The sequence below is a fragment of the Myroides sp. genome, from assembly GCF_032073645.1.
GTDB classification, from domain to species: domain Bacteria; phylum Bacteroidota; class Bacteroidia; order Flavobacteriales; family Flavobacteriaceae; genus Flavobacterium; species Flavobacterium odoratimimum.
Genome location: NZ_DAMANB010000019.1, coordinates 62,118 through 76,635 on the forward strand (window position 1 = coordinate 62,118; position 14,518 = coordinate 76,635).

Below are 14,518 nucleotides of genomic sequence, written 5' to 3' on the forward strand. Positions count from 1 at the left end.
AAACGAACCAGCTTTCCTTCCTTAGTTTTTAAGATTTAATTAATAATATTTACAATATCTGATCTATACACAACGTTCTAACAAGAACTAAAACTTAGATATGTATAAATCAACCTATTACTTATTTATTATTCTATTCTTATGTGTTATTGGATATGCCCAAGATACCAATTACGGCATCACTTATCTAAAGACAACAACTTCTGATGCTCATATCATCTCAGCAGAAGACAAACTATACATTAGCCCTAAAGAAGATAAAAGTCTATACATTAATGGCAAATACAAATTCACTAAAGAGCCTCCCAGAGAGCCAAATGAAATAGTGATTTACGATAAACAAGAATTTGAAGAGTTCTTCTACTTTGACTTTAAGAAGAACCTGCTCTATTCAAGAATAAAGCCTTGGGAAGCGCGATACTTTATCAAGGAAGATATTCCTCAAATGGATTGGCAACTACACGATGAGACCAAAACCAATGCAGAACAAATCGCACTTCACAAGGCTACATTAAGCTTTAGAGGGAGAAACTATACGGCATGGTACTCTACTGACTATCCTGTACAAGTAGGCCCTTGGAAGTTCAATAACTTACCTGGTTTAGTATTTGAGCTCTATGATGATGAACACAGATACCATTGGAGCATACAGAATATAGAAGTCAACAAATTCAAGATATTACCTTTTAGATATGACGTTAGTCGTGCCAACGAGTCTATCCAATCATTTCAAGAGAAATACTACAAAGAGCTTGATAGACTAGTCAATGGCCCTCATCGCAATCCTTTTGGCAATATACCTGGCGTAGAGATACTCGAGGTCATGACAGATCCTAATCAATTTGAACGTTTAAAAAACAGTGAACTCGAACGCAAATATGAGTGGGAAGAATAACATAACTTTTATATTACTTGTTCTGTTTACTTTAACTACGCAAGCACAGCATATCTCTACACGACTACTAGATAGTCAGGGTGTAGAGATAATCCGTGCAACAGTATTTCTACAAGATCAAAACAATAAAACCTTAGCGTATACCTCCTCTAACAATGAAGGACTAGTAGAGTTTAAGAATGTAGTGAACCACCCTACTGCCTCTCAACTTACGATACAAAAAATAGGAATAGAGAAAACAACTATCACCCTAGATGCTACTAAAAACAACTATGGTCTAGACACACCCCTATACCTGCTCTCTTCTGCGGAAGTACTCAACGAGATCACCATTAAGGCTACTTCACCTATCACGGTGAAGAAGGATACCGTAGTCTATAATGTCAAACAGTTCTCTAAAGGAGATGAACGCGTCATAGAAGACCTACTCAAGAACCTACCAGGGCTAGAGATTAGCACTGATGGCAAAATCAGTGTGAACAATCAAGAAGTAGAGAAAGTCATGGTAGATGGCACAGACCTCTTTGATAGAGGATACAGAGTACTGACTAAGAATATGCCTGTCAATCCGGTAGAAGAAGTAGAACTACTACAAAACTACTCTGAGAACAAACACCTGACAGATCTAAACCCTGCTAAGAAAATAGCACTTAACCTTAAACTCAGTGAAGAGGCTAAGCGTGTATGGTTTGGCAATGTAGAGGTGGGAGCTGGTATACGTGATAAGGAGATACATAGTGCAAGATCAAACATCATGAACTTTGGCAAAAAGACGAAGTTCTACTCTATCTTACAGTCTAACAATATTAGCTATGACGCTACGGGTGACCTTAGCTCGTTTCTAAATAGCAATAAAGGGGAAATAACAACTCCTACTGCTCTATCTAATCCTATCAATATTGACAATATCTCGCTAAGCCTCCGAAACCATCGATATAAGGATAACAATAACCAGTTTGCTTCTATCAACACGGCTGTAACTCTATCTCCTAAAGTAGAAGTGAAGATATCAGGGCTGTTTAATAAAGAGACTCTGCTAGGCAAAAGGGCAATGGATCAGACCTTATATACTCCAGGTCATTCCTATCACAATATAGAAATGATGAGCAATAGGAACAGAAGTAACTTCTCGTTTCTAAAAGGAGATATGGTCTACGATATCAATAAAACCTCTACACTGAAATATGATCTAAAAGGCAATATCTCAAACAGTAAAATCAATAGCGATGTACGCTACAACGTTATTCCAAATAATCAAGCTCTAGATAATCAGAACAAAAGAGTAGAACAGAACTTAGAGTACACCACTAAACTATCTGATAGAGAAGCTTTAGTGCTTAGCTATAAGAATATCTATGAGCAGAACACTCAGGATTATATCAATACACCTAATATCTATATACAGGATGCGACAGCCCCATTCTGTCAACTCGTTCAGAATAAAATGAACTATCACACTATACAGGCTAGTTATAAAGGAATGATGAAAGGTAACCACCTACTTCACATCACGCTAGGGAATACGAACACGAACACACATCTCTACAGTCTAAACAACTTAGCAGATGATGACACCTATACTAACAAGAATAACTCAACCTTAAAAGTAAACGAACTCTATGCAAAAGCATTGACGAAGATGACATGGGGTACGTGGAGTATGGGGACAAGTATCTCGGCTTCCTTATTTGACAATAGACTGAAATCAATAACTACGAATAACAGCCTTCAGAAGTTAGTCATAAGCCCACACTTCTCTATCGAGAAAAGAATTAATGACAAGAACAAAATAGACATCTATTATAAATACGGTTATACCAATATCAATGCTGCCAAAACCTATGATGGGTATATACAGACATCGTATAGAAGCTTCTTAAGAGGAGCTACGAACCTTGATCCTTTCACAAATAATGCAGTAGGTCTAACCTATACATTAGGGAACTACCATGATAGGTCATTCTCTACGGTGACGATATCGTATAATAAGTACAACGACTTTTATACACAGAATAACTATATCTATCCTAATCATACGAAGAGCCATATATCTACTATAAAGAACAATGAGAGCTACTTCATACTAGCCTCTACAGAATATTACTTCCAAAAGCTAAAACACAACCTAAAACTGAGTCTAAACACCAATCAAGCTGACTTCTATAACACACTAAATGATTCTGACACGAGACGGGTCAGAAGTACATCACTTACCTATGGAATAGAACTGAAGTCTAACCTTAGATCAAGGCTTAACTATGCCATAAGTACGAATTGGTTTACTACATATATGAACATCATTAGCACTGAGCGCTTTATAGACACAGAAACTAAACTGACTGCTAAATATAAACTGAAAGATACCTTCTTCTTAAACCTTATCAGTGAGTTATATTCTTTCGATAAGGTGGCACCTACACGTAAGTATTATACCTTTTTAGACTTTAATATTGCGTATATCCCTAATAAGTCGAAGTGGAACGCTCGTCTAGAGTTAACGAACCTCTTTAATACTAAGACGTATGCAAACTACGCCTTAACAGACTACAGCAGTACCTCTACGACCTATAAGCTATTAGGAAGACAACTACTACTCAGTGTAAATTATTCTTTTTAAACCAAAATTTGCACTAGACATATCAACGAAAAGTAATTATACAAAATAGGTCTGAATTAGCGAGACAAGCATACTATAGTATGGTTTTAGAGCTAATGAAAGAGCTATGAAGTAGAATGGCTTTGTAGTATTTGACTAATGTAGATTTTGGTTTAATATAATAAAAGCGCCTTAGTTGCCTAAAGCGCTTTTTCATTTCACTATATCAAAGAACGAATGAGAATAATCTCAGGACAAACTTATCACATCCTCCTACGTTGATTTTAAATACTGATTATTTTGACTCTTGATGACTACTATTGCCCTTATATGGTAGTAGAAAGTGGGACACTGTGCTAACTGTATACAGTTCCTTTACATTCCATATTTAACAGAGATACACTGTATTCTACCCCTAACCTATAACCTAAGACATGGACATAAATACAGCTCAAAACCACAGCCAAACAAAACACAAAAAAACATTGGCTAACTAAAATTTACCCTTTAACTTACACTCCTCAATTAAACTACCCTAACAATTATGTCTGAGAATAATAAATCATTCGTTCAAACACTACTGTCATTCAAAAAGAATTTCTGGATAGCCAGCTTTATGGAGTTGATGGAACGCTGGGCATGGTATGGGATATACACCCTATTAGGGTTATATCTAGTAGGTTCTACTGATACAGGAGGACTGGGCTTTGACCACGTACAGAAAGGAAATATCATGGGGAATGTAGTAGGTATATTATACTTCCTACCGCTCCTATTCGGTGTGATAGCAGATCGTATAGGATATAAACTATCTCTAATGATCTCCTTCATCATCATGATCACTGGATACTATCTACTAGGAGAAGTAAGTAGCTACTGGAGTGTATACCTAGTATTCCTACTAGTAGCAGTAGGTGCAGCCTTCTTTAAGCCTGTAGCCTCAGCTATCATCGCTAGAGATACAGATAAGTCTACGGGTACACTAGGTTTCGGTATATTCTACATGATGGTTAATATCGGAGGGTTTATCGGACCTGCGATGTCATCAGGCTTACGTACTACATATGGATGGAGAATCATCTTTATCCAAGCTGCTATCGTGATCGCGATCAACCTAGTAATCCTATTACTATTCTATAAGGATCCTAAAGTAGAGAAGCCTAAAGATTCTATCGGTAAAGCGATTAAAGATTCTGTATTAGGGATCTTCGAAGCGCTAAAAGATGTACGTCTAGGAATACTATTATTATTAATGATTGGGTTCTGGACGATGTTTAACCAACTGTTCAACACACTGCCTAACTTCATCGAAGACTGGGTGAACTCATCATCTATCAGTGATTGGCTAAACGAAAACATTCCGTTCTTAGGTACTCTTATGACTCAAGATGGACAGGTAAAACCTGAGTGGTTCACTAATGTTGACTCATTCATGATTATCATTTGTCAGGTGACGATCTCATTCTTCGTGACGAAGATGCGCCATATCAACGCAGTAATCAGAGGTGCTATAATCGCGAGTATAGGAGTAGGACTTACGTTCTATACGCACAATCCACTGTTTACTATATTAGGTACGATGATCTTCTCTATCGGAGAGATGATGTCTAGTCCTACTGTATCATCATTCATCGCGTTAATTACTCCTAAAGGAAAAGACGGATTATATCAAGGGACTTACTTCTTACCTGTGGCAGCTAGTTACTTCGTGACAAGTTTTATCTCAGGAAGTCTATACCAATCATGGTCAGATAAACTATCACTACTAAAACGTGAGATGGCTACTAGAAGCATCGAAATGCCGGAAGTGGTAACACATGAACAATTTATAGAACAAGGATCAAAGACTCTAAATATGTCCCTATCTGCCTTCGAAAAACAGTTTAACCTTAAAGCGGACAGCGTAGATTGGTCACAAGTGGCTACCTCTTTTAAAGAATACGCTATCAATAAAGGTATTGACATTAGCCAAGTACACTTCCCATTCTCTAAGAATGAATACTTCGCTTTAGCAGAACAGAAGTTAAGCATGTCTCACTGGGAGATGGTAGATATGCTATGGAGCACTTATAATCCAAACAAGATATGGTATGTGGTATTCGGTATCGGGATGTTCTCTGTGGTCACACTAGTCATCTACGACAGACTAGTCATCAGACCTCTAGAACAGAAAAAAGCAAATCAATAAATACTCATATAAACGCCTTAGTAATCTAAGGCGTTTTTTTATGTTTATACATTATCTAGTTCTCTATACTAGCGTGTGCTAAAGAGGCTCCATATCAACTTCTATAAACACAACTAACAACAAATCGTCTACTAATGCCCTCATTTGGAGTTAATGACTCCATAATCTCTTATTGCCCTATTCTGAACGTTCAATAAAACATTAACAACCTCATATTCAACCACTATCATTAAACAAAATGAAGTAACTTCGGAAATCATTCGGTAATAACTAATAACTACAAGGGATAAAAGGTACTTTACCGAATGATACTCTATCTCTACCCGAATAATCTATATAGAAGTATATCATCATGATCTCAATATAGTTATATGCTGACGAAGTTAGGATCAACTCTTCATTACAGATTAGTATGCTAAATTTAGCATAACCGCAAATTACTTTATTTTACAACAATTACTATTTTATATAAAAACACTTAATCTGATTATACTTTATTCTATCATATCGCAATATGAACCAGTAGATTTAAGAATAGTGAATAAAAACGAACTATAAATACTAATCTCTCACTAAAAACTATTTATATTTTTTAGTAAAACAATTAATCTTAAGTTTATTTTACTATTTTTAGCCTTTATGACATGAGTTTATGTCTTAAACACAATCTTATAACTAACCACAAACTAGACTTTTAAAATTACATTATGGAAAACTCTACTACTGACCGGCCGAACTTCTTCGACAGTAAAGTTCTGGGACATCCTTCAGGATTATTCGTTCTCTTCTTTACAGAGATGTGGGAGCGATTCTCATTCTACGGAATGCGCGTATTATTGATTCAATTCTTAACCATGTCTGTCATAGGCCTCAACCCTGGATGGGAAATGAGTGTAGTAGATGCAGGAGCTATATTCGCTACTTATGCCATGTTATTATACATCACCCCTATCTTCGGAGGTATCCTAGCAGATAAATATCTAGGTTATAGATGGGCTGTAGTAATTGGTTCACTAATTATGACGCTAGGGCATGCCTCTATGACTTTTGAGACAGAGTTCTTTATGTATCTAGGATTAGTACTATTAGTAGTAGGTACAGGGTTCTTTAAACCAAATATGACTTCTATCCTATCAGAGATGTATAAATCATTCCCTGAGAAAAAAGATGGAGCTTATACAATCTTCTACATGGGAGTTAATGCAGGAGCATTCTTTGGTATGATGCTATGTGGATATATCGGAGAGCGTATCGGATGGCACTATGGATTTGGTTTAGCAGGTATCTTCATGTTACTAGGTACACTACAATTTTGGTTTGCTAAACCTATCTTCGGAGCTATCGGTGATGTTCCTAATACATCTACAGAAATAAAAGAAGACACACCTCTAGATACGAAAGACTTAACACCTGCTCAACAGGATGAACTGAAACGCAATCCATTTACTACATTAGACTATATACTTATAGCTATTACTACTATCATTGGATTCTTATATGCATTTAGTGATGTATTCTATATCGTAGGTAAGATTAGATTATTCCCTGCCGAAATATTCGGTATGGATGGTCAGGCAGTAGTTGTTGTCACAGGACTATTAATATTGATGTGGTTAATTATATCACGTATAATGAGATATGCTAAAGTAGTTAGAGATCGTATGATAGCTGTTATCATCTTTGCTTTCTTTACGATATTCTTCTGGATGTCGTTTGAACAAGGAGCTACATCGCTAATCATCTTCGCACGTGATAATACACAGAGAATTCTATCTGGAGACAAAGCATTATTATTTAATATCTTCAACTCATTACTGACGATAGTGCCCTTACTAATTATCTCTTGGGTACTTATTTTATTAGCAAAACAGACAATTAAGAAAGCGTTACTATCTAACATTATATTAGCGATTACTTTTGTGGGAGTATGGGCATCAGCTATCTGGATGCTTAACAGAGACTGGTCATTACATGCATACGAAGTTACTTATGATGCAATCCAAGTTCAAAAAGTAGATAGAGAAGGTAAGCCTATTCTAGACAAGCACAATGAGCCTATCTATGACTATAAAGCGATACATGCTGCTAACCAACCTAAAGAAGGAGATAATGTGGTCAAACATACTGCTGTAGTATCACAGTTAGCAACATTAACTAAAGGGGATAAAGTAGAAATCTTTCAAGAGTTAGGTAACTTTAATATCCTTGATAGTAAACAAAAAGAACATCTAACTAAACAGTTTACTGAAGCAAATAAAGAAACTGAAATAGTACAAGCAGAGATAACAGAAATAAAAGATAATCAAGTAGAAATAACAGCTTCATGGTTCTCTATTCTTAATTCATTCTTTATTATTGCATTAGCGTCTCTAGTATCTAAGTTATGGGATTCTAGATTTAACCCTCCTGCATCTATTAAGTATGGACTTGGATTAATTATTATGGCTATCGGATTCGGAGTATTAGCATACGGTTCACATGGTATTACAGAAGGTACGAGAGTATCTATGATGTGGTTAGTTTTTGCTTACTTCTTCCATACATTAGGAGAATTATTCTCATCACCTGTAGGATTATCGTATGTTTCTAAATTAGTTCCTGCAAGAATGATTGCACTAATGTTCGGAATGTGGTATCTTGCAATCGCAATTGGAAACAATTTAGCTGCCACATTAGGTGGACAAATAGAAACTATTACAGAGCAATACTCATTATCAGTATTCTTCTTAATCTTCACTATAGTGCCTATTGTAGCAGGATTGTTAGTTATTGCTCTTAACCCAGTGTTGAAGAAATTAATGCACGGGGTCAAATAATAACAATATTAAAAGAAATATGAAAAAACTGTTTTTATTACTTACCATTACTTTCTTAGGATTAACAGCTAATGCTCAAGAAATAAAATGGATGTCGTTTAACGAAGCTATCGCAGCACAAAAGAAAGAAGCTAAGCCTATCTTTATGGATGCTTTTACTGACTGGTGTGGACCTTGTAAAATGCTGGACAAAAATACTTTTAGCGATGCTAAAGTAATCGAGTATATCAACAAGAATTACTATGCTGTGAAATTTGATGCAGAAGGTAATGAAGAAATAAACTACAAAGGAACAAAGTACACAAACCCTGGATACAACAGTGAAAGAAAAGGTAGAAATGCTACACATGACTTCACGATGTTCTTAAGAATACCTGGATACCCTTCTATGGTTATCTTCGGTACAAAAGGTGATGTGACTAAAGTAATCGTTGGGTACCAAACCCCTCAACAACTATTACAACAGATTTAAGATCATTATAATAAAGAAGACCAATATCCCTTTTCATACATATCATGGAAAGGGATATTCTTTTTTACACATATATCAATACACTTTCTCTTAAACCAAAAAGGGACTGAATTATGAAAGATCACTAATTTAGGTAACCTCACTTCTAGCATTCGCTCAAAGTTAATCTTAGGTTGCCCAGAGAATAATACAACAGAAGCATCTAATACTCCATTATACGCTATCCTATCAGTATCTATAATTAGCAATTTGTCTTGAGTACTCGGTACAATTCCCTCTAATGGATGGTACATGACTTTATCTAAACCATACTCTTGTACATATTTATCTAAATCACGTAAATATCTCTGATCAGTACTATCAATAAGATTCATTAATACATGTACCGTATCATAGTCTCTAATCCATACTGATCTATTATTCTTATTAGACATGAATGGAACCACAATTTCAGTATCCAAAGTATCTTCTTTACTGGATCCTAAAGTAGTACCTAACTGTAGAGCACTACATAGCAGCACCCCTACTACTATATATCTCAATTTCTTCTGATAATAAGTAAGTAATACTCCTCCTATAAGAATCAAGATTAAAGACATTTGTGTAAAGCTTATCTGTACATTCTGATAAGAGAAATAATCCAAACGATACACTAGTTCTATTAAGCGGTACATTAGATCCGTTAACACATTAAGGCAAAAACCAACTGCTATAGATATACTTTCAATCCACATCACAATCAAATAGACCATCCCTAAAATAATAAGTACTGTTATTAACGGTATGACAATTAGATTAGCTAATAAAAACAGAAAATAAAACTGCTGAAAATAATATAACTGAATAGGTATCAAACCAATCTGTACACTTATGGAGATATAAATAATTCCTTGAATATACTGGATTATTTTATGCTTAGAATAATGCTTCTTAAATAGAGGGTGAATATAGACTATACTAATAACAGCTAAATAACTTAACTGAAAACCGAGGTCATATACCCAATAAGGATATATACATAGACTACAAAATAAGGCTAAACCGATACTGTGCTCTAAATTCTGATTTCTTCTTAGGAGTTGACTAACAAGATAAATCGTAAACATGAGGACCGCTCTAAATACTGAAGCTGAGAAACCTGATAAAAAGACAAAGAACCACAGCAATACAAGTATCACAATACTCCTTATCTTCTTAGGTAAAAAGAATAAACTTCGGGCAAGAACTAAGTAGATAAGTCCTACATGCAATCCTGAAATAGCTAATACATGCATAACACCTACTTCCTTAAACTGATTAAGAACCGTAGTGTCTATAAATGACTTCTCCCCTAGTAATAGCGCCATGATTAGACCTTTAGTATTCTCTTGAAGAACAGTAGAGTCGCTATATATCTTATCTATTAAATACCTTCTTATCCTCAATATTTCATAACGCCAATGTACTTCATGTCCTACTACAAAGTAATCTCCTACGTAACTTTGAATAAAGATTCCCTTACCTTGCATATACTTTCGATAATCAAACTGACCAAGGTTCTTCGGTTGTTGTATACTCCCTACCCTGCCATAATAACTAATGACATCTCCTACTACAAGTGAATCTTGACGCTCATTAAAATAAAGAGCAATCTTATTACTGCACACTGTATCACCTACTCTAATCAATTCTCCTATAAATCGTTTGTTCGTTTTATTACTAAGAGTCTCTGTTATTTTTATATCTATTCTACTTTTTTTAGGCTTGTTTAGATATGTCTCTATTTTTAGTAACTCAGAATCATATTGATTCTTAACCAAACCTTTTAACCCAACACCTAAAAAGAAAAAGAGACTGACAAATAATACAATATCCTTACTCCCCGTAAACCAAGACGGAAAATGTACATATCTATTCATTAATGACATTGTCAATACAAATAGAAGAATACATAAAGTGGCTATCACCCAAAAAGTACTTATAGGTAAGTCTAAGTATATTCCCAAAAAAAGGAATAGAGAATAAAATAAAAAAGAGAATTTAATAGGCTTCATACTTACAATAAGTATCAAAACCCTTTCCAAAATAACTGATTCTTTGATTAGTATCAGCAATTCTAAAAATATAGTGAATACCATAAAAAAAGCCCTATCCTGATGGATAGAGCTTAATATTATTTTTTGAATCCTTGTAATCTTAATTCATACTTTCTAGAACAACACGGTTAATCTGTGCGAAAGTTCTACTATAGTAATTTTCTTTTGTTGAAGACACAATTACTCCTTTACTAGTTGAAGAATGAATGAACTTAATTTCGTCATCTAATACTTCAGTGATTATTCCTACATGACTAATTCTATTGCCACGAGTTTTAAAGAAGATTAGGTCACCTGTCTGTGCTTCTGCTTTTCTCACACGTTCACCTACTTGAGCCATTTCACTTGAGGTACGTGGCAGATTCACACTAGTATCTCCGAAAGCAGTCATCACTAGACCAGAGCAGTCCATACCTTTTCTACTCATTCCACCATATCTATAACGCACTCCTTCATAATCAAAAGCGGTATTCAACACTTGACTAGTCAAGTTATCAAAGTACTCCCCCTTTGCTTCTTTTGCCTCCTCCATAAAGTCACCTAACAAAGCGTCTAATTCTGCTTGTATTTTATCATCTACATTTTTACTCTCAGCGATAACGGCTGTAGGTTTCTTTTTAACAGGGCTACTATAAACAGCTTTACTTGTTGTCTTCGCTTCTATTGTATGGAAACCAGAAAGGCCCAAAACACTGATTAATAATAATGTAAACTTTTTCATATTGGTTATTTTGTGGTGGTTAACTAACTTCTTTTTGTCATATGATTTTTTATTATTTCATCCGCAACATAATCACTCGCTCCTTGACCGCCTAAATTACGAATTAATTCTTTATATTTTAACAATATTTCATTTCTTTTTTCACCTTGTATGATTTTTGCGAATTCTTGCTCTATTCTCACAGCATTACAATCCCCTTGAATAAGCTCTACCACCACATCATCATCCATAATTAAATTAACTAAAGAAATATACTTTAATTTAATGATGCGCTTCGCTATTTCATAAGACATCTGGTTTCCCTTATACAGGACAACCTGTGGCACACTAAACAAGGCTGTTTCCAACGTTGCTGTACCTGAAGTCACTAATGCAGCATGGGCAATATTCAATAAAGCATACGTTTCATTAAATACAAACGAAATATTTTGATCTTTTATAAAAGTCTCATAGAATGAAGCTTCTTGTCCTGGAGCACCAGCTATTACAAATTGATATTGTGGGTAATGATGTATTACAGAAAGCATTTCATTTAATAATCTACTGATCTCCTGCTTTCTACTACCAGGTAATAACGCAATCACTGGTCTATCATCTAAATTGTGCTTTTTTCTAAAGTCCTCATGCTCCTGTGCACGGTAATTTGCAATAGCATCAATTAATGGGTGTCCTACAAAGGTTACAGGGTAATTATGTTTCTTCTCATAAAAATCCTTTTCGAAAGGCAGAATTACATACATAAAATCAAAATCTCTTTTGATATCATTGATTCGATTCTCCTTCCAAGCCCATATTTGAGGTGAGATATAATAATGTGTTTCTATACCTATTTTCTTTGCCCATTTAGCTATTCGCATATTAAAGCCGGGGTAATCAATAAACACTAATACATCTGGATTAAAAGATGCGATATCTTTTTTACAGAACTTAATATTGCGCAATATTGTTCCTAGATTTTGTACCACTTCAACAAATCCCATAAAAGCAAGATCTTTATAATGCTTCACGAGCTTACCGCCTACCTGTTGCATTAAATCTCCTCCCCAAAAGCGTATCTCTGCCTCAGGGTCTTTCTTGTATATAGATCGCATAAGATTAGATCCATGTAGATCCCCTGATGCCTCTCCTGCTATTATATAATACTTCATCTACACTAACTGTGTTATTATGGTTAAAATAATTACGGCTAAAATACAACCTCTAGCCATAAAATCTAATCTGCGATTAATAAAAAACGTAAACAATAGCAAATTAAGTAAGCTCCCTATCGCTGTTATTCTTCCTACCAACCCTATGTTATTAATGAAACTAAAATCACTAAACAACTCATAGTTAGTAAACAACAACAAATAAAGTTCTATACCCACTACAGTAGCCACTACACCTCCAACAAAACCGATTAGAATATGAACAATCTTATCTTTCATCTACAGATCCCATCTATTAATACGTTCTAATACTTGATGTGCTGTTAAGTCAAATTGCACTGGTACGATAGAGATATAGTCATTTCGCAATGCCCACTCATCTGTATCTTCTCCCTTATCTTGGTTCACGAATTCTCCTACTAACCAGTAGTACTCTTTTCCATGAGGACTAACTCGTTTATCGAAGTTCTCCACCCATGTAGCCTTAGCTTGTCTACACACTTTTATTCCTTTAATATCTTCAGTAGCCAACTTTGGGAAGTTTACATTCAACACCACGTCTTTTGGAATCCCATGTTTAAGTGCCTCTGTTGTAATCTTTTTTATAAAAGGTTTTATTTGTTCAAAATCTGCGCTCCAGCTAAAATCTAATAAAGAGAAACCTATTGCAGGTATACCGCTCATTCCTGCTTCTAGTGCAGCACTCATCGTACCAGAATAGATTACATTAATAGAAGAGTTAGAACCATGATTTACTCCAGACACGCACAGATCAGGTGTTCTGTCTAGTATTTGTCCTAGCGCTATCTTTACACAGTCTACAGGTGTACCTGAACAAGCGTATTCTAATTCTATCTCTGGGTCGATATTTACTTTTTCTAACGTAAGCGTATTATTGATCGTTACAGCATGCCCCATTCCAGATTGAGCACTATCTGGGGCAACTACCACTACTTCTCCTATCTCTTTCATCACACTTATCAAGGCTCTCATTCCTGGTGCTATGATACCATCATCATTTGTAACAAGTATTAAAGGTCTTTGCATCATATATTTATTTTAATTACATTCGCTAATGTAAGGATTATATGTTATTTTGTTTGTGAAATTACTTAGTTTTAACCGAAAATACGTGATAGACATATAGACGAAAAGTAATTATACAAAATAGGTCAGAATTAGTGATACAAGCATACACTAGTATGGTTTTAGAGCTAATGAAGGAGCTATAAAGTAGAATTACTTTGCAGTATTTGACTGATGCGGATTTTGGGTTTAAGCATATAACAACTACGGATTTTTATACGATTATGTGTTTTAACAAATAATTATCGACCATATCGTATAAATATTTACTTTTTTAACTACTTTAGTTCAAAACTAATTAATGAATACTTTTAAGCTATTTATGAAAAGAAATTATAAGGTTATACTTCTACTTATCGGAGTGTCTGCTCTTCTGTGGAGTTTTATGCCTAAACAGCAAAAAGATACGCCTGAAAAAGATCAGCTTCTTTTAGAATTAGTAACGTATATATTAGAAAACACACATTATAATCCAGCAAAGATTGATGATAAATTCTCTGCTACTGTATATAAAGAATATC

At 34.9% G+C, this 14,518-nt stretch carries 10 protein-coding genes and 1 pseudogene; 6 read left to right on the forward strand and 5 right to left on the reverse strand.

All coding sequences use genetic code 11. The features are described from left to right. Positions 1-100 precede the first annotated feature (100 nt). The 5 genes from RT228_RS13775 to RT228_RS13795 all read left to right on the forward strand — a co-directional run bounded on the left by RT228_RS13775 (position 101) and on the right by RT228_RS13795 (position 8,967). Positions 101-895: a GLPGLI family protein gene (locus tag RT228_RS13775; RefSeq protein ID WP_006260528.1), complete on the forward strand. Its 795-nt coding sequence runs from the start codon at positions 101-103 to the stop codon at positions 893-895. Further along, the gene (locus RT228_RS13780) at positions 879-3,512 is read left to right on the forward strand and encodes a hypothetical protein (RefSeq protein ID WP_313138712.1); all 2,634 of its coding nucleotides are present in this window, start codon (positions 879-881) and stop codon (positions 3,510-3,512) included. The genes RT228_RS13775 and RT228_RS13780 overlap by 17 nt, the downstream gene beginning before the upstream one ends. Before the next feature lie 523 nt (positions 3,513-4,035). Next, complete coding sequence (locus RT228_RS13785; RefSeq protein WP_006262696.1) at positions 4,036-5,679, forward strand: MFS transporter; 1,644 nt, start codon at positions 4,036-4,038, stop codon at positions 5,677-5,679. A 707-nt stretch (positions 5,680-6,386) separates the two neighbouring features. Further along, positions 6,387-8,495: a peptide MFS transporter gene (locus tag RT228_RS13790; protein WP_016650102.1), complete on the forward strand. Its 2,109-nt coding sequence runs from the start codon at positions 6,387-6,389 to the stop codon at positions 8,493-8,495. A gap of 19 nt (positions 8,496-8,514) precedes the next feature. Continuing rightward, entirely contained in the window at positions 8,515-8,967 is a 453-nt protein-coding gene (locus RT228_RS13795; protein WP_006257530.1) for a thioredoxin family protein, read from the forward strand. A gap of 5 nt (positions 8,968-8,972) precedes the next feature. Here RT228_RS13795 and RT228_RS13800 read toward each other — a convergent pair whose 3' ends face one another. The 5 genes from RT228_RS13800 to surE are packed head-to-tail and all read right to left on the reverse strand — an operon-like array spanning position 8,973 to position 13,958. Beyond that, entirely contained in the window at positions 8,973-11,084 is a 2,112-nt protein-coding gene (locus RT228_RS13800) for a ComEC/Rec2 family competence protein (RefSeq protein ID WP_313138713.1), read from the reverse strand. A gap of 58 nt (positions 11,085-11,142) precedes the next feature. Next, positions 11,143-11,763: a C40 family peptidase gene (locus tag RT228_RS13805; RefSeq protein WP_006260523.1), complete on the reverse strand. Its 621-nt coding sequence runs from the start codon at positions 11,761-11,763 to the stop codon at positions 11,143-11,145. Between the two features lie 23 nt (positions 11,764-11,786). Then, positions 11,787-12,911, reverse strand: a complete 1,125-nt coding sequence (gene lpxB / locus RT228_RS13810; RefSeq protein ID WP_283840766.1) for a lipid-A-disaccharide synthase — start codon at positions 12,909-12,911, stop codon at positions 11,787-11,789. After that, positions 12,912-13,190 carry a hypothetical protein gene (locus RT228_RS13815; protein ID WP_006257534.1) on the reverse strand — a complete coding sequence of 93 codons (279 nt, stop codon included), beginning with the start codon at positions 13,188-13,190 and terminating at the stop codon, positions 12,912-12,914. Next, positions 13,191-13,958 (reverse strand): 5'/3'-nucleotidase SurE, encoded by a 768-nt coding sequence (gene surE / locus RT228_RS13820; RefSeq protein WP_313138714.1) that lies wholly within the window; start codon positions 13,956-13,958, stop codon positions 13,191-13,193. It abuts the gene before it with no gap. A gap of 340 nt (positions 13,959-14,298) precedes the next feature. Between surE and RT228_RS13825 the strand changes: the two are divergent. After that, a pseudogene (locus RT228_RS13825) lies at positions 14,299-14,518 on the forward strand (tail-specific protease); the annotation flags it as partial.